The sequence below is a fragment of the Chitinibacter tainanensis DSM 15459 genome (assembly GCF_000429785.1).
GTDB lineage: Bacteria > Pseudomonadota > Gammaproteobacteria > Burkholderiales > Chitinibacteraceae > Chitinibacter > Chitinibacter tainanensis.
Genome location: NZ_AUCN01000019.1, coordinates 103,239 through 119,399, shown reverse-complemented (window position 1 = coordinate 119,399; position 16,161 = coordinate 103,239). Strand labels below are relative to the sequence as shown.

Here is a 16,161-nt window from a genome sequence, read left to right as displayed (position 1 = left end):
CTTTAGGCAGTCTCTCCGTCTTCATTCTTGGGGTGCAGTTTGGCTTCCAGTTTGGCCAGCGCAATGTACAGCACCGGGGTGATAAAGAGGGTAATCAGCTGCGAGAACACCAGGCCGCCCACAATGGCCACTCCCAGCGGTTGGCGCAATTCGGCGCCCGCACCCAACCCCAGCGCCAGCGGCATTGCCCCCATAATCGCGGCCAGTGTGGTCATCATGATCGGGCGAAAGCGCTTGGCGCAGGCTTCGCGGATGGCTTCGCTGGGGCTCAGCTGCTGTTTGCGCTGCGCTTCCAGCGCAAAGTCGATCATCATAATCGCGTTTTTCTTCACGATGCCCACCAGCAGCAAGATCCCGATCATGGCGATGAAGGTTAGCTCTAGCCCCGTAAGCTGCAGGGCCAGCAGCGCGCCAATTGCCGCCGAAGGGATCCCCGCCAGAATAGTCAGCGGATGGATCCAGCTTTCGTACAACACCCCCAGCACCACATAAATCACGGCGACCGCCGCCAAAATCAGCCACAGCTGGCTGGTTTGCGATTGCTGATACAGCGCCGCATCCCCAGCAAAACCGCCAAACACGGCTTCGGGCAGGCCGATCTCCCGCTCGGCCGCCACAATGGCTTGCGCAGCATCGGATAGCACCACGCCCGGCGCCAGATTAAACGACAGCGTGACGGCAGGCAGCTGGCCTTGGTGATTAATACTGGTCGTCACCGCCGTGCGCTCCACCGTGGCAAAGCTGCTGAGTGGAATGAGGGCGCCAGTTTTGCTGCGCACATGCAGCAGGCTGAGCTTTTGCTCATCAGCGCGATAAGCATCACTCAGCTGCATTAACACCGAATAGCTATCTTGTGGCGCGTAGATAGTGGCCACTTCGCGCTCGCCATAAGCGGCGTAGAGGGTGTCGCGCAGGCTTTGCATATCAATGCCGAGCTCCGCGGCTCGATCGCGTTGCACCTGAATACGCGCTTGCAGGGTTTTTTGCTCGGCGTCCGAAGTGACATCGCGAAATTGCTCACGCGCCATCAGCGCCGTTTGCAGCTTGCCGGCCCATTGCTCCAAATCGCTGGCATTCACGGCTTGCAAGGTATATTGATAACCGCTTTTACTGCTGCGAGCGCCGACATTCAAGTTTTGCGTCGGACGGAAGAACACCCGCACGCCAACAATTTTGCCGGTGGATTTGCGTAGGCTTTCCAGCGTTTTTTGCATATCCGCGCGGTCTTTGCGCGGTTTTAGCGTAATAAACAGCCGCCCGCCACCGCCCGAGCTACCCACGCTGGAAGCAACATAATCGACGTTCGGATTGTTCTGTACCGCTTTTGCCACCTGCTGCTGTAGTTTCAGCTGCGCGGGGTAGGCAATATCGGGTGCCATATCAATGCTGGCCTGAATCTGGCCAATGTCTTCCTGCGGAAATAGCCCTTTGGGAATCGCCAGATACAGCCAGGCGGTTGTGGCGAAGGTGGCGAGCGTCAGCAGTAGCATCCAGGCTTTGTGGCGCAGTGCCTGATCGAGCAGGCGACGGTAGCCAGCCAGCAGCGCGTTAAAACCGGCTTCAAACCAGCGGCTCCACGCCGGCGCAGGCTGGTGATCGGCCGCGGTTTCCGGGCGCAAAAAGCGCGCGGCAAATAAGGGGATGAGTGTCAGTGATACGGCCATCGACACCAAAATGGCCAGCGAAACTACGATGGCAAATTCGTGAAACAGCAAACCCATGGTGCCGGGCATAAAGAAAATCGGGATAAAGACCGCAATCAGCGACAGTGAAATCGAGACTACGGTAAAACCCACTTCGCCAGCGCCCTGAATGGCGGCATCCCACGGGCGCATGCCTTCTTCGATATGGCGCACGATGTTTTCCAGCACCACAATCGCATCATCCACCACCAGCCCCAGTGCCACGGTTAGCCCCATCAGTGAGATATTGTCGAGGCTAAAGCCCAGCCAGTACATCAGCGCAAAGGTGGCCAGCAGCGAAATGGGCAGCGAAACCGAAGGAATCAGAGTGGCCGCAGCACGGCGCAGGAACAGCAAGACCGACAACACCACCAGCCCCAGTGTCAGGAGTAGGGTGAGGTTTACATCGTGAATCGATTCGCGAATCGAGGTCGAGCGATCGTTGATTTGCCGCACTTGCACCGAATCGGGCATCTGCGCCGTGAGCTTGGGCAGCATGGCTTTGATCGCATCGACGGTGGCAACAGTATTGGCGCCGGGTTGGCGTTGTACCGCCAGAATGATCGAGCGCTCGCCATTGATCCAGCTACCGGATTTAACGTTTTCCACGCTGTCTTCAACGGTGGCCACATCTTTGAGCCGCACCGGATTGCCATTGCGGCTGGCGATCACCACTTCGGCAAATTCGGCGGCGTTTTTCAGCTGCTCATTGGCTTGCAGCATCAGCGTTTGCCGGTCGCCTTCCAGCTGGCCGACCGGCGAGTTGGCATTGGCGGTTTTGAGTGCGCTGGCGACTTCGGGCAGCGATAAATCACGGGCGGTGAGTTTTTCCGGGTCAACGGCAATCCGCACCGCGTATTTCTTTTGCCCATAAATCTGCACCTGCGCCACGCCATCAATGGTGGATAAGGCAGGGGCGACTAGATTGTCTGAATAATCATTGAGCTGCGCCAGCGACATTGAGGGTGAGCTGATCGCCAGCATCAGAATTGGCGCATCGGAAGGGTTCACCTTGCGATAGCTCGGCGGGCTTTTCATATCGCTCGGTAGCGCCCGATTGGCACGATAGAGTGCGGCTTGGACATCCACCGCGGCAGATTCGATATCGCGGCTAGGGGCAAATTCCAGCGTGATGGTGGTTTGGCCCAGCCGGCTGGTGGAGCTCATGGTCGCTAGGCCCGGAATCGTGGAAAACTGCTTTTCCAGCGGGGTAGCCACCGAATTGGCCATGGTTTCGGGCGAAGCGCCAGTGAGATTGGCTGAGACTTGAATTGTTGGGGTGTCGTAGCTGGGCAGTGCCGAAATCGGCAAATGAAACCAAGCTACCGCCCCGGCCACCATGACGGCCAGCCACAGGAGCAAGGTGGCTACTGGGCGATGAATGGCCCACCAGGAAATCCCGCGTACTTCAGCGCCACTCATGCTGCCGCCCCTTGGCTTGCCGCATGGCTAGCCTTGGCACTGCCTGAGGCACGGCCGGCTTTTTTATCGCCGGCTTTGCTTTCTTGTACTTTGGCGCCGGGGCGCAAGTTTTGCCCGCCCTCCAGTACCACCTTGCTGCCGGCTTTTATGCCGGTGATCAGCGCCATGCCATCCGCGCTGCGCAAGATTTGCACTGGTTTAGCCTCAACTTGCTGTTGGGCATTGATTTGGTACACAAAGCGCTGCTCTGGCCCGGTTTGCACGGCTTGCAACGGCAATACGAGGCCACGCTGGCGACCCAGGTCGAGGTTTACGGTCGTGCTGAGGCCCGGCCAGAGCAATTGATCCGGGTTCGCAAATTCGGCCTTCACCAGCAAGGTGCCGCTGGATTTATCGATCTGGCTATCCATGAAAGTGACTTTGCCGGCGCGCTGCTGCCCATCCGGTAGGGTGGTGTTTACCATGACCGGGGCTTGTTGCTTGGCGGCAAGCAGGGCGGGTAGCTCGCGCTCGGGGAGCTGAAATGTCACCTGCACCGGGTCCAGCTGAGTGAGCGTGACCAGTGGCTCGCTGCCATTGGTTTGGGCCAGACTACCTTGATGCACATTGATTTTACCGGTGCGCCCAGCAAATGGCGCGCTAATACGGGTGTAAGAGAGTTTAACCGCACTGGTTTGTTGATCGGCACGGGCGGCGTTGAGCTGGGCACGTAGCGTATCCACCTTGGCCTGCGCGGTATCGACGGCCGACGGCGAAATAAATTTAGCGCGCGCTAGCTCTTGCGAGCGGTGCAGGCTGCGTTCGGCTTCGCGCAGCTGCGCGGCGGTTTGTTCGGTTTGCGCGCGGCTTTTGCTGGCGTTGGCTTCGTCATCGCGCGCATCCAGCGTAAACAGCAGCTGGCCGGCTTTGACATTAGCCCCTTCGCTGAAATGGATACCGGCAATCTGCGCGGTGAGCTGCGGACGAATCTCAACGCTGCGAATCGCTTCGACATGGCCAGTGGCGCTGAGCTGATTAGGCAGCTCGCCTTCTTTCACGACCACGCTGGTGATCAGCGTGGGGCGATCGCCTTTTTTATTCGTAGCCGCATCGGGGGCTTTCTGACAGCCTGCCAGCGAGACGACGAGCGTGAGTGGAACGAGAGCCAGTGGGCGCAAATTGTAGGTCATAGAGTGACTCTTGTTTAATCATGAAGTACACCGCGGGCCAGGCCTGCACGGTAGCGGGCAATGATCAAACTCATCGTCAGCATGACCAAGAGGCCAAACCCGATGATGATCAAATACATCGGCGGCATGCCACTGTGACCAAATTGCTTGAGGAGCAGGGCACTGGCATCGCTGGGTACTGGGCTACTCCAGTTTTTCACCAGCCAGGCATGCAGCCCCACCATCAGCAAAATGCCGAGGTTTTCGTTGAAATTTTGCACCGCAATCGAGTGACCCGCGCCCATCAGCTGATGGCCGCGGTGTTGCAGCATGGCATTCAACGGCACCACAAAAAAGCCAGACAGCGCGCCGATAATGAGCATTAATAACGCAGCCAGCCAGATCTGGTTGACGAGCAACATGATGATGACCAGTGCGCCCATCGCCACGCCGGCCCACAGTACGCTAAATGCCCGCTCCAGTTTCACCAGCCGCCCGGCCAGAAAGGCCCCGGCGGCAATCCCAACTGCCACCAGCGCAATCAGCTGACTGGCTTGTTCCATGGTAAGGGACAGCCAGATTACCGCCCAGTTCAGCACCACCAGCCGCATGGTGGCGCCTGCGCCCCAGAATAGCGTAGTCACTCCAAGCGAGAGCTGGCCTTGCGGGTCGCGCCACAGCCGCTTCACGCACCAGGCAAATTCGCGCGCTTGATGCACGGGATCGAGATGAAAGGGCTTTAGCCGTACCTGCAGTTTGGGGATAGCCAAATTGATATAGGCCGCAAGCAAATACAGCGCGATGGTGCCGGCGATGGCAAATTGGGCTGGGCTCAGATACTGTCCAAGGGTATGGCTATGCAGCCAAATAGATATTTGGGCTCCAGATAAATACCCGCCAATGATGGTGCCAAGAATAATCGCCCCCACCGTAGCGCCTTCTAGCCAGCCATTGGCCTCGACTAATTTTTCATGCGGTAGATATTCGGTAATGATGCCGTATTTGGCCGGGGAGTAAGCGGCGGCGCCAAAGCCGACGATGGCATAGGCAAAGATCGCCGGCATGCCCAGTAGCATGCTGGCACAGCCCACAAGCTTGATGCCATTGCAGATCAGCATGGCCCGGCCTTTGTGCATTGAATCGGCAAAGGCTCCAGCATACGGGGCGATCACGACATACGACACGGTAAAAGCCCACAGCAACATCGAGAGGTGCCACTCGGGCGCTTGTTGCTCTTTTAATAAGGCCAGGGCGGCGAAAAACAAAGCATTGTCGGCCAGCGCAGAAAAAAATTGCGCCCCCAAAATGGTGAAGAAACCACGATTCATGGTGTGTGCTCAGCGCTCTGGCGCGGGAATTGTGGCGTTTATATCACGATTGGATGACAAAAAAGCTGCGTGGGATCAGCTTGCGTCGATAAAAACACCAATTATCGGCGCTAAGCGGCGTGTTATGATGCGCTATTAGCTTTCCCCGATGTGGCTGCTGAATGATACTTGACGCGCTTATTACCATCTTTACCGAGTATGGTTATCTGGCCGTGTTTACCGTCTTGCTGATTTGCGGCTTTGGCGTGCCGATTCCGGAAGACGTGTCTTTGGTCGCAGGCGGGGTGATTTCCGGTCTGGGTTATGCCCATGTGCATACCATGTTTGCCGTTGGGATGGCGGGCGTGCTGATCGGCGATAGTCTGATGTTTCTATTGGGCCGCTACGCCGGCCCCAGCTTGCTCGAGCACCGCTTTTTCAAGCGGATGATGACGCCAGAGCGCTTTGCCGCGGTGCAGGATAAATTCGAGCGTTACGGCAATCGTGTGCTGTTTGTGGCCCGCTTTTTACCTGGCTTGCGTGCCCCGATTTTTATGACCGCGGGTATGTCCTGCAAAGTCTCTTATCTACGGTTTTTATTGCTGGATGGATTGGCCGCGCTCATTAGCGTGCCCATCTGGGTGTATTTGGGCTATTACGGCGCCAAAAATCACGAGTGGCTGATGACCTGGCTGGGTCGTGGCCAGGTGGCGATTTTGCTGCTGGTGGCCGTGGTAGCCGTGGTGGTGGGCGTCTGGTATTGGCGCAACCGCAAGAAAAAATAAGCCCATGGCCGCATGGCTAGTGGGCTGATTCGTCGTTCCTCGTTTTTCTATTTAATATTAATCGTGCTGTGCGCCGCCTCTGGGCGCAACATGGATTAGCCAATGACTCGCCCTATTGAAGTTGTCATTCATCGCTCCGCCCTTCATCACAATTATCAGGTGATCAAGCAGCGCGCCGCCGGCGCGCGCGCTTTGGCGGTGATCAAAGCCAATGCCTATGGGCATGGCATTGAGCAGGTGGTGGCTGCGTTGCCGGCGGCGGATGGCTTTGCCTTACTGGAAATGCCGGCTGCCCTGCGGTTGCGGGCCATGGGCGTTACTCAGCCGATTTTGCTGCTGGAAGGGGCTTTTAGCCCGGCAGAGTTGCAGCTCTGCGCCGAGCATGATTTATGGTTGGCTATTCATGAGCCGCAACATCTAGAGTGGCTCACCCAAACCACGCTGGTGCGGCCGGTGCAGGTGTTTGTGAAACTCAATACCGGCATGAATCGGCTCGGCTTTGCGGCCGAGCAGGCGAGTGCCGTCGTGGCCCAATTGCAGCAGTTGCCAAATGTCGCCGGCATTACCTTGATGACGCACTTTGCCACCGCCGATGATCCGGCCGTGGGGGTAACGGCCCAGTGGGCACGTTTCCAGCAAGGCACTGCGGGGCTGGGCTTGCCCGTGAGTCTGGCGAATTCTGCGGCGACTTTTGCCTACCCACAGGTGCACGGTGATTGGGTGCGGCCCGGCATTGCCCTGTATGGTAGCTCGCCGCTGGCCGATCAGTCTGCCAAAAGCCTGGGTTTAGTCGCGGCGATGACGCTGCGCGCCAAGATTATTAGTACCCAGCAACTGCAAGCGGGCGATAGCGTTGGCTATGGTGCTACTTTCACCGCTGATCGGCCGATGCGAATTGGCACCGTGGCTTGCGGCTATGCTGATGGCTATCCGCGCCATGCGCCGACCGGCACACCGGTTTTGGTGGCAGGGCAGCGTAGCCGTTTGCTGGGTCGGGTTTCGATGGATATGTTATGTGTCGATCTCACCGCAATCGATGCGGCGGGGATTGGCAGCGAGGTTGAACTTTGGGGGCAGACTTTGTCTATCGACGAGGTGGCTGCCAGTGCCGGCACCATTGGCTACGAGCTAATGTGTGCGGTGGCGCCACGTGTGCCAATGCGGGTGGAATAAGCGGTGTGAACCAGATCGGGCGAAAATCGCCGAAATCCCCCAATTGACATACTTTGAATTACAATATTGCGGTTTTTATTATTAATTTTCTCCAGCCTGCAGGTTAATCATGGCATTGATCGTCCAAAAATATGGCGGCACTTCGGTTGGGTCTCCTGACCGAATCAAAAATGTAGCCCGCCGCGTCGCCAAGTTTAAAGCCCAGGGGCATGATCTGGTGGTGGTAGTGTCTGCGATGTCAGGCGAAACCAATCGTCTGATCGCTTTGGCAAAAGAAATTCAAACGAATCCAGATCCACGTGAACTGGACGTGATCGTATCGACAGGCGAGCAAGTTACGATCGGCCTGTTGGTGATGGCACTGAAAGAGCAAGGCTTGGATGCGGTGTCATACACCGGTGCCCAGGTCAAAATTCTGACCGATAGCGCGCACACCAAAGCCCGGATTCAGCACATCGATGATGCCAATATGCGTGCCGATCTGAATGCCGGCCGTGTGGTGGTGGTGGCCGGTTTCCAAGGTGTCGATGCCCAAGGCAATATCACGACGCTTGGTCGTGGTGGCTCGGATACTTCAGGCGTTGCCTTGGCGGCCGCACTGAAAGCCGACGAGTGCCAGATTTATACCGATGTGGATGGCGTATATACCACCGACCCACGTGTGGTGCCGGAAGCGCGCAAACTCAAGACCATTACCTTCGAAGAAATGCTGGAAATGGCAAGCTTGGGTTCTAAGATTCTGCAAATTCGCTCGGTTGAATTTGCCGGTAAATACAATGTGAAGCTGCGCGTATTGTCTTCGTTCCAAGAAGAGGGCGAAGGTACGCTGATTACGTTTGAGGAAGATACAGACATGGAAAAACCGGTCATTTCCGGCATTGCCTTTAACCGCGACGAAGCCCGTATCAATGTGATCGGCGTGCCAGACAAGCCTGGTATTGCGTACCAGATTCTGGGTCCAGTGGCTGATGCCAACATCGATGTGGATATGATTATCCAGAACGTTGGCCAAGATGGCACTACCGATTTCTCGTTTACCGTACCTAAGGGCGAGCTCAATCGCGCGATTAAAGTACTGGAAGGCGTGCAAAGCCAGATCGGTGGCAAATCAGTGTCGGGCGACGACAAGATTTGTAAAGTATCGATTGTGGGTGTGGGCATGCGCTCGCACGTTGGCGTGGCTTCCACCATGTTCCGCACGCTAGCGGAAGAAGGTATCAATATTCAGATGATCTCTACCTCGGAAATCAAGATTTCTGTGGTTGTGGATGAAAAGTATCTGGAATTGGCTGTTCGCGTGCTGCACAAGGCCTTTGGTCTGGATCAGCAAGGCTAATTAGCTATCGGGGCAGGCTTTGAAGCTGGCCTCAAAAACAGCGCCGCTGCATGAGTTTGGTAAGTGCCAAATTCGCAGCGGCGTTTTTTTATGTTTGCAGTGAGGTACTTATGCAACCAGTCGGAAATATTTCAATAAAAGTGTTGACGACAAATGGGGGTGTGGGTATTATCTCGTCTCCCTTGACGGAGACGTGGATGAGTGGCTGAAATCACCTCCCTGCTAAGGAGACATACGGGCTTAAACCTGTATCGAGGGTTCGAATCCCTCCGTCTCCGCCAACGGAAAATTTTGTTGTGTCGTGTGCGCCCGTAGCTCAGTTGGATAGAGTATTTGGCTACGAACCAAAGGGTCGGGCGTTCGAATCGCTCCGGGCGCGCCAGCATAGCAAAATAGGTAGTTAATTTGTTGTCCCCATAGTTTAGCGGTTAGAACACTGCCCTTTCACGGCGGCGGCCGGGGTTCGATTCCCCGTGGGGACGCCAAAATCAAATTAGCATACCGTATAAAATTTAAATCAGCGCGCCCGTAGCTCAGTTGGATAGAGTATTTGGCTACGAACCAAAGGGTCGGGCGTTCGAATCGCTCCGGGCGCGCCAGCATAGCAAAATAGGTAGTTAATTTGTTGTCCCCATAGTTTAGCGGTTAGAACACTGCCCTTTCACGGCGGCGGCCGGGGTTCGATTCCCCGTGGGGACGCCACTTCCTCCCAGTAGTAATCTCTGTAGCATCTCTCCGTTTTACCTCTGTAGCAAATCCCTAGTTTGTATAAATATTCCAGCTCTGCTCACATTCAGCTTTGGCCACTGGCACTTTGCATGATGTTGCCTGTGCGTTAACGATGTTAAACTCTTGCGCATGAAAGCATATGACGCAGATGTAATTGTATTGGGTGGTGGTTTAGTCGGCTCGGCACTGGCCTTGGCGCTGCGCCATTCTGCTCATGAAGTCATCCTGATTGAGGGCCGCGAGCCGCAGCTGGATTGGCCCGTCGAGAGCTGGGATCAGCGGGTTTACGCCATTAGCCGCGCTAGTCAGCAATTATTGGCCGAGATTGGCGCCTGGGCGCAGTTACGGCCGGCGCGTTTATGCCCGGTCAGCGCGATGAAGATTCGCGGCGACGGCCACAGCCAGCTGGATTTTTCCGCGCTCGATAGCGGTGTGGATGCACTGGCCACCATTCTGGAAAACCGTGAACTGCAGCGCGCGCTCTGGCTAGCCCTTGGCGAAGCGCCCAATGTCCGCATCATGAGCGGAGTGCAAGCCCAGCAACTAGAGATCAGCCCTTCTGCGGCGACCTTGACCCTGAGTGATGGCCAACAGCTGTCCGCGCGCCTGCTGGTTGGTGCTGATGGGGCTAACTCATGGCTGCGCCAGCAAGCTGGTATTGAAGTTAAAACCCGCCCTTACGGTCAAGCTGGGGTTGTGGCCAACTTTGCTTGTGAAAAGCCGCATTACGGTGTGGCTCAGCAATGGTTCCGCCCTGATGGCATTCTGGCCTTTTTGCCCTTGCCCGATCAGCAAATGTCGATGGTATGGTCCTGTGCGGATGCGCTACGGGATGAGTTACTGCAATTAGATCCCGCTGCGCTGGCGGCTCGCGTGGCCCAAGCAGGAAGTATGAGCCTTGGTGCGCTGCAACTGATTACCCCCACGGCGGCTTTTCCATTACGGCTTAATCAGCCCGAAAGTATTGTGCGCGCACGGGTGGCCTTGATTGGTGATGCGGCCCACACGGTGCACCCTTTGGCTGGGCAGGGCGTTAACCTTGGCTTTGGTGATGTGCAAGAATTAGCGCAACTTTTACAGCAAACACCGGCGGAACGTCTCGGCGATGTGCTAGTCCTACGCCGTTACGAACGTGCCCGGCGTGAGCCGGTGTTATTAATGCAGACCGTGTGCGATGGACTGCAACGATTATTCGATACGCCTCATCCATTGGTGAAGGCCATGCGCAACTTTGGTCTGGCTGCAACCGACCAGCTGCCATGGTTGAAGCGTCAACTGATCCGTCACGCGATGGATTCCTAAGGAAAACTATGAAACATCTGACCCGATTGCTGGTTGCGGCTGGCGTACTGACTATGGTGGCTTGCTCGGCGCAGGCGGATACACCGCCGAAAAACCTGAAAGAAACCATTAGTAAAAAGCTGGGCCGCCCTGTTGATGCGGTGAATTCCACCCCTGTGAAGGGCGTGTATGAGATCGTGATCGGCAAGAACAACATCGTTTATTCCGATGCCAAAGGTCAGTATATGTTTGTTGGTGAGCTGGTGGATGTCACTAAAAAAGAGAGCCTGACCGAAAAACGCATCGCTGAACTATCCAAAACCGACTTTAACAAACTGCCATTTGCAGATGCGGTAAAAATCGTGCGGGGTGATGGTAGCCGCAAAATGGCGGTCTTTACCGATCCGGATTGCCCATTTTGTAAGCGCTTGGAGCAAGTCAGCCTCAATGGTTTAGACAATGTCACGATTTATAATTTCCTGATGCCACTGCCGGGCTTGCACCCTGATGCGGCGCGTAAATCAGGCATGATCTGGTGTAGCGCAGATCAGCAGGTGGCGTGGCGCAATTGGTTTTTTGATGGCAAATTGCCTGAAAACGGCCCTGAGTGTGATAACCCGATCGAGCGCAATATGCAGCTGGGGGCGTCATTGGGCATTAGCGGCACCCCCGCGCTGGTGTTTGCCAATGGCCAGATTGTTTCTGGCGCGGTGCCACAAGAACAGATCGAAGCGATGCTGGCGAAAAGCAAGTAAGCTTCGATACGCAAAAAGCCACCTGCGGGTGGGTTTTTTTGTTTTTGGCCTTTATTTAGCTAGTTAAGAGCTTTTGTACCTGAGCCAGCGTTGGTGGGGTGGCGCCTTGTTGGGCACAGGCGGCGGCGCCACAGGCGAGGCAGAAGTGTAAATGCTGCGCGAGAGGTTGCTCGGGCTGGGTGAGTAGGCTGTAGATCAGCCCACCCATCGCGGCATCACCGGCACCCACGGTGTCTACCACGTCCACCGGAATTGTGGGCGCGCAGACGGTTTGTTCGCCGCTGATTAGGCTGGCGCCAGCTGCGCCCCGGGTGAACAACACCATGGCCTGTGGATTGAGCTCGCGTAAGGTGGCCAAGGCTGCCGTCGTGTCGAGTGCTGGAAATAGCCCAGTCAGGTCTTCATCCGATACCTTAATCACATCCGCTAGGGCGCTCATGCTGGCCAGGGTGGCATGATAGCTGGGCCCCATTAAAACCCGATAATTGGGGTCATAACTAATGCGCACGCCGCGCAGCTTGGCGTGACGCGCCATCTCCACGAGATGGCTGGCAAGTGGTTCGCGAGCGAGGCTAATGCCGCCGAAATGCAGCCAGTCGGTGGCGCTTTCCCAGCCTTGGGGCAGGGCGTGCCAGTTAAAGGCTAGATCGGCGCTGTTTTCACCGATAAAGAAATACTGCGGCGGATGCTGCTGATGCACGATGGCCAGCAGTGGTGGTTGGGCCACAGTTTGCAGATAGCGTAAATCTAGCCCCGCTGCCGCGCTGGCGGCTTGTAAATCTTGGCCAAAGCAATCGGTGCTAATCGCGCCGGCAAAGGCTGTGGGTAGCCCGAGGCTTGCTATTACGCGGGCGACATTCCAGGTGGAACCACCGACCTTACTTACCCATTGTTCCCCATCGGTGCGGATCATATCGGTGAGTGCTTCGCCAGCGGCAATGCAGCGGGGGAGGGCGGCGTGGCTCATGCTTGCTTTATCCTTCATTCAGTTTCAGGAATAAATCCCGATCAGGGGCAAAATTGGCATACAGCGGCAGCAGCGCACCACCCAGTGCACGCGCATCCGGCCCAATGGCCCCGGCGAGTAAATCGGGCGGGCTGACGCCTTCCCAGTTCATTTTGTGCATGGCTTTTTGAATGGCTTGCAGCAATGCTTGCTGCAGCTCGCGGCAAAAGCAGCCATCGATAATCACGGCTTCCAGATCAAGCAAGCAAGCGGCATTCAGTAGCGCCAGCGCGATGGCAGGAGCGCATTCGTCAAGCCACAGACTGGTGTGCGGCCAGTAGGCCGCCGACATGCAGCGGCCATCGCTGGTGGCGGTGCCATCCAGCCCAGCGGCCACGTAGCGGTTTTCCAGTTGGTAAAGTGAGGCCACATTCAGTAGCTGGGTTTGCGCTCCTCGCGTCACTTGCCCTAGCGGCAGCGAGCCCATTGCGCCGGCATTGCCATTGCGGCCAAGATGCAGATGGCTATCGAGCACCAAGCTGCCGCCAATAAAGGTATCGACAAACACATACACAAAGTTGCGCACATCCCGCCCGCGCCCGGCCACCAGCTCGGCAACACAGGCGGCGGAGGTGTCTTTGATGGATTGCACGGGCAAGCCGGTCAGTTTGCTGACTTCTTCGTCCAGCGCCAGTGCACGCCATTGCGCGGCGACGCTGGGGTCTTGTCCGAGTAGCTCTTGCCAGCCACCCATATTCAGCGGGGCGGCTAGGCCAATGCCCTGAATTCGTGGCCACAGCGCAGCCGGCAGGCTGGCGCGGATTTGCTCCAGGCTGGCGGCAATGTGGGCCAGCACCTGCGCGGGCTTGGCCAGCGCATATTGCAGCTCCCAGCGGCCGCGCACTTGGCCGGTAAAATCGACCAGTAGTACATCCAGACTACGGCGACCGATTTTGATCCCAATGGCCAAAGCCCCATCTGGGTTTAGGGCCAGTGGCACCGATGGCTGTCCCACTTTGCCCCGTTGTGGGGTTTCTTTGCGCAGCAGCTCTTCATCTAGCAGCCGCTTGGTAATTTGGGAAATGGATTGCGCGGTCAGGCCGGTAAGGCGAGCAATTTCGGCGCCCGGCAGCGGGCCGTGCAACCGCACGGCCTGCAAAATCACCCGCTCATTGTATTGCCGCAGCCCATCTTGCGATGAGCCACGCGGCTTGAGCTTGGCGGCCGGGCTTTCCAGCGCCGCATTATCCGGCGAGCGGTTCACAAATCACTCCTTTTTTCAGGATAAAGTTGCCATAGGGCTGCAACTCGCCCGTGAGCACAATCGCGTAAGCTTGCTTCACCCGCTCGTAAAATGCAAACCGCTCAATCGCCTCCACTTGCTGAGCCTGCACGTGGCCCTGCTCAACGAGCTGGTGAATCACATGGCGCTGCAGCGCGCTGCGCCAACCCTCAGGCTGGTGGCTTACCTGCATATAGGCCACTGGCTCGGCCACATCCTGATCAAGCGGCAATAGGCTGATAATGGCTTCCACCGTACGGGCCATGCCCGCGCCGGACAGATGCAGCAATGGCTTGCCTTTGGCCAGCGTCGCGGCGGTGAAATTGGCATCGGCGAGGACGATTTCATCGCCGTGCCCCATTTCCGCCAGCACTTTCAGTAGCTCAGGCGTGAGCAATGGATCAATTCCTTTTAGCATCGTGGGCTCCTGTTACTGGGCTAGCCAGTGCGGCGGAATATCGGCCGGTTTCATCGCTCCGGTCATGACGGCTACCGCATCGCTCATGGTGATGGCTTTCGGGTTCAAGATCGCTGCACGCCGCCCCAAGCGGGCGACATGAATCCGGTCGGCAATCTCAAAAACATGCGGCATGTTATGGCTGATCAGCACCACCGGTAGCCCGCGATCACGCACATTGCGGATTAATTCCAGCACCATATTGCCTTCTTTTACCCCCAGCGCCGCGGTGGGTTCATCCATGATCACCACATGGCGGGCAAAGGCGGCCGCTCGGGCCACGGCTACACCTTGGCGCTGACCACCGGATAGCGTCTCTACGGCCTGGCTCATCGAGCGGATGCCGATCTTCAGCTCTTGCATATAGGCAATGCTGTCTTCCAGCATCTTGCGTTTATCCAGTGCGCCAAACCATTGCCCCAGCACATCATTGCGGCGAATTTCGCGCCCCAGAAACAGGTTTTCGGCAATGGTCATTGCCGGCGCAACGGCCAGATCTTGGTACACCGTTTCGATCCCGGCGCGGCGGGCATCGATCGGGCTTTTTAATACCACCGGCTGGCCATCGAGCAAGATTTCGCCACTATCCGGGCTAATCGCGCCCGACAGTGCTTTGATCAGCGATGATTTACCGGCACCGTTGTCGCCGATTACGGCCATGATTTCGCCAGCGCGTAGTTCAAAATCGGCGCCATCCAGCGCGGTGACCTGACCGTAGCGTTTAACCAGCCCTTTGGCTTGGAGTACCAGTGGGCGTGGGTCGATATTCAGGCTGTGCGTGCTTGGTTCGAGTTCGGTGATCGCGCTCATCTTAGCGGCCCCCTTTGCGTGAGAGTTGGTCGGTGGCGACGGCAAGAATGACCAAAATCCCGGTAATGAGTATCTGGTATACCGATGAAACCCCCATCAGTGTTAGCCCGTTGCGAAATACCCCCACAATCAGGGCGCCAATCAGCGAGCCAATGATCATCCCCCGCCCACCAAACAGGCTGGTGCCCCCCAAGACCACGGCGGTAATGGCATCTAGGTTTTCGGTTTGCCCGGCATTCGGGTCACCCACACCAGTGCGCGCTACCGAAAGTAGGGCGGCTAGGCCGTAACACAACCCTGCCAGCACATACACCAGCAGCAGTACTTTGTGGGTGGCAATCCCGGTGAGGCGTGTGGCTTCGGGATTGTTACCCACGGCATAAATATGCCGGCCGGTGGCGGTATCACGCAGCCACAGCCAGCTCAGGGCATACATGGCCAGCATCACCACCGTGCCGTAGGCCACCTGGGTTTGGCCGATGGCAAAGGTATTTCCCAGCAAGGTCATGCCGGCGGGCAGATCGGTAATCGTTTGCGACTGGGAATACAGTTGGGTGAGGGCAAAGGCAATATTCATTGTGCCCAGCGTAACGATAAACGAGGGCAGTTTAATCCGTGTGACCAGCAGGCCGTTAATCAGCCCAAAGCCGGCGGTAACGGCAAAACCAATACTGATCGCTACGATCGGGTGCAAGCCATGATCGTGGGCCATTTTCGTCATCACCACTCCGCCCAGTGCCATCACCATCCCGCAGGAAAGGTCGATTCCGGCGGTGAGGATAATCAGGGTTTGGCCGATGGCGATCAGCCCTACCACCATCACTTGCTGCAAAATCAGAGAAAAATTCGCCCCGGTGAGAAACTGCTCACTCTGTAGGGCAAAGAAGCCGCAGGCCAGCACTAAGGCAATCAGCGGCCCTAGTGTTCCTAATGACGGCATTTGGTCTTTCCAGCTCGGCATCACACCGCTCCTTGCTGCGTAGGTCTAGAAATTCAGAACTGAGATGAGAAAGCCCCGGTGGGGCAGGGCGCAGTACGGGGCTGCGCC

13 protein-coding genes and 5 tRNA genes are annotated in these 16,161 nt (G+C 56.9%); 10 read left to right on the top strand and 8 right to left on the bottom strand.

Features of this window, described 5'->3' with window-relative positions; genetic code table 11:
- Window positions 1–2: 2 nt before the first annotated feature.
- The 3 genes from G482_RS17795 to lplT are packed head-to-tail and all read right to left on the bottom strand — an operon-like array spanning window position 3 to window position 5,580.
- The gene (locus G482_RS17795; protein ID WP_034619275.1) at window positions 3–3,104 is read right to left on the bottom strand and encodes an efflux RND transporter permease subunit; all 3,102 of its coding nucleotides are present in this window, start codon (window positions 3,102–3,104) and stop codon (window positions 3–5) included.
- The gene (locus G482_RS17790) at window positions 3,101–4,273 is read right to left on the bottom strand and encodes an efflux RND transporter periplasmic adaptor subunit (protein WP_051258838.1); all 1,173 of its coding nucleotides are present in this window, start codon (window positions 4,271–4,273) and stop codon (window positions 3,101–3,103) included. Before G482_RS17790 ends, G482_RS17795 begins: the two co-directional genes overlap by 4 nt.
- 14 nt (window positions 4,274–4,287) lie before the next feature.
- On the bottom strand, window positions 4,288–5,580 hold the full coding sequence (gene lplT, locus G482_RS0108055) for a lysophospholipid transporter LplT (protein WP_028449614.1): 1,293 nt from the start codon (window positions 5,578–5,580) through the stop codon (window positions 4,288–4,290).
- A 161-nt stretch (window positions 5,581–5,741) separates the two neighbouring features.
- Between lplT and G482_RS0108045 the strand changes: the two genes are divergently transcribed.
- The 10 genes from G482_RS0108045 (at window position 5,742) to G482_RS0108000 (ending at window position 11,618) form a co-directional block, all read left to right on the top strand.
- On the top strand, window positions 5,742–6,344 hold the full coding sequence (locus tag G482_RS0108045) for a DedA family protein (RefSeq protein ID WP_028449613.1): 603 nt from the start codon (window positions 5,742–5,744) through the stop codon (window positions 6,342–6,344).
- Window positions 6,345–6,446: 102 nt separating this feature from the next.
- Window positions 6,447–7,517, top strand: a complete 1,071-nt coding sequence (gene alr, locus G482_RS0108040) for an alanine racemase (RefSeq protein WP_028449612.1) — start codon at window positions 6,447–6,449, stop codon at window positions 7,515–7,517.
- Between the two features lie 109 nt (window positions 7,518–7,626).
- Complete coding sequence (locus G482_RS0108035) at window positions 7,627–8,853, top strand: aspartate kinase (protein ID WP_028449611.1); 1,227 nt, start codon at window positions 7,627–7,629, stop codon at window positions 8,851–8,853.
- Between the two features lie 187 nt (window positions 8,854–9,040).
- Window positions 9,041–9,134 (top strand) — tRNA-Ser (locus G482_RS0108030).
- Window positions 9,135–9,158: 24 nt separating this feature from the next.
- Window positions 9,159–9,235, top strand: a tRNA-Arg gene (locus tag G482_RS0108025).
- A 28-nt stretch (window positions 9,236–9,263) separates the two neighbouring features.
- A tRNA-Glu gene (locus G482_RS0108020) sits at window positions 9,264–9,338 on the top strand.
- Between the two features lie 37 nt (window positions 9,339–9,375).
- Window positions 9,376–9,452, top strand: a tRNA-Arg gene (locus tag G482_RS0108015).
- 28 nt (window positions 9,453–9,480) lie between these two features.
- Window positions 9,481–9,555 (top strand) — tRNA-Glu (locus G482_RS0108010).
- Window positions 9,556–9,711: 156 nt separating this feature from the next.
- Window positions 9,712–10,884 carry a UbiH/UbiF family hydroxylase gene (locus G482_RS0108005; RefSeq protein WP_034619274.1) on the top strand — a complete coding sequence of 391 codons (1,173 nt, stop codon included), beginning with the start codon at window positions 9,712–9,714 and terminating at the stop codon, window positions 10,882–10,884.
- An 8-nt stretch (window positions 10,885–10,892) separates the two neighbouring features.
- Window positions 10,893–11,618 carry a DsbC family protein gene (locus tag G482_RS0108000; protein ID WP_028449609.1) on the top strand — a complete coding sequence of 242 codons (726 nt, stop codon included), beginning with the start codon at window positions 10,893–10,895 and terminating at the stop codon, window positions 11,616–11,618.
- Window positions 11,619–11,673: 55 nt separating this feature from the next.
- Here the strand turns inward: G482_RS0108000 and G482_RS0107995 are convergent, their stop codons facing one another.
- The 5 genes from G482_RS0107995 to G482_RS0107975 are packed head-to-tail and all read right to left on the bottom strand — an operon-like array spanning window position 11,674 to window position 16,074.
- Window positions 11,674–12,585 carry a carbohydrate kinase family protein gene (locus G482_RS0107995; RefSeq protein ID WP_028449608.1) on the bottom strand — a complete coding sequence of 304 codons (912 nt, stop codon included), beginning with the start codon at window positions 12,583–12,585 and terminating at the stop codon, window positions 11,674–11,676.
- A 7-nt stretch (window positions 12,586–12,592) separates the two neighbouring features.
- A complete protein-coding gene (locus tag G482_RS0107990) occupies window positions 12,593–13,828 on the bottom strand; it encodes an ROK family transcriptional regulator (RefSeq protein ID WP_034619273.1) in 1,236 nt (411 codons plus the stop codon).
- Entirely contained in the window at window positions 13,809–14,264 is a 456-nt protein-coding gene (locus tag G482_RS0107985) for an RbsD/FucU family protein (protein ID WP_028449606.1), read from the bottom strand. The genes G482_RS0107990 and G482_RS0107985 overlap by 20 nt, the downstream gene beginning before the upstream one ends.
- Window positions 14,265–14,276: 12 nt before the next feature.
- Complete coding sequence (locus G482_RS0107980; protein ID WP_051258837.1) at window positions 14,277–15,113, bottom strand: ATP-binding cassette domain-containing protein; 837 nt, start codon at window positions 15,111–15,113, stop codon at window positions 14,277–14,279.
- Between the two features lies 1 nt (window position 15,114).
- Window positions 15,115–16,074 carry an ABC transporter permease gene (locus G482_RS0107975; RefSeq protein ID WP_028449604.1) on the bottom strand — a complete coding sequence of 320 codons (960 nt, stop codon included), beginning with the start codon at window positions 16,072–16,074 and terminating at the stop codon, window positions 15,115–15,117.
- Between the last annotated feature and the right edge of the window lie 87 nt (window positions 16,075–16,161).

What these genes read in the sequence shown, in the direction of transcription:
- G482_RS17795 (WP_034619275.1), bottom strand. Translation starts at nt 3,104, where the DNA reads ATGAGTGGCGCTGAAGTACGCGGGATTTCCTGGTGGGCCATTCATCGC.
- G482_RS17790 (WP_051258838.1), bottom strand. Translation starts at nt 4,273, where the DNA reads ATGACCTACAATTTGCGCCCACTGGCTCTCGTTCCACTCACGCTCGTC.
- lplT (WP_028449614.1), bottom strand. Translation starts at nt 5,580, where the DNA reads ATGAATCGTGGTTTCTTCACCATTTTGGGGGCGCAATTTTTTTCTGCG.
- G482_RS0108045 (WP_028449613.1), top strand. Translation starts at nt 5,742, where the DNA reads ATGATACTTGACGCGCTTATTACCATCTTTACCGAGTATGGTTATCTG.
- alr (WP_028449612.1), top strand. Translation starts at nt 6,447, where the DNA reads ATGACTCGCCCTATTGAAGTTGTCATTCATCGCTCCGCCCTTCATCAC.
- G482_RS0108035 (WP_028449611.1), top strand. Translation starts at nt 7,627, where the DNA reads ATGGCATTGATCGTCCAAAAATATGGCGGCACTTCGGTTGGGTCTCCT.
- G482_RS0108005 (WP_034619274.1), top strand. Translation starts at nt 9,712, where the DNA reads ATGAAAGCATATGACGCAGATGTAATTGTATTGGGTGGTGGTTTAGTC.
- G482_RS0108000 (WP_028449609.1), top strand. Translation starts at nt 10,893, where the DNA reads ATGAAACATCTGACCCGATTGCTGGTTGCGGCTGGCGTACTGACTATG.
- G482_RS0107995 (WP_028449608.1), bottom strand. Translation starts at nt 12,585, where the DNA reads ATGAGCCACGCCGCCCTCCCCCGCTGCATTGCCGCTGGCGAAGCACTC.
- G482_RS0107985 (WP_028449606.1), bottom strand. Translation starts at nt 14,264, where the DNA reads ATGCTAAAAGGAATTGATCCATTGCTCACGCCTGAGCTACTGAAAGTG.
- G482_RS0107980 (WP_051258837.1), bottom strand. Translation starts at nt 15,113, where the DNA reads ATGAGCGCGATCACCGAACTCGAACCAAGCACGCACAGCCTGAATATC.
- G482_RS0107975 (WP_028449604.1), bottom strand. Translation starts at nt 16,074, where the DNA reads ATGCCGAGCTGGAAAGACCAAATGCCGTCATTAGGAACACTAGGGCCG.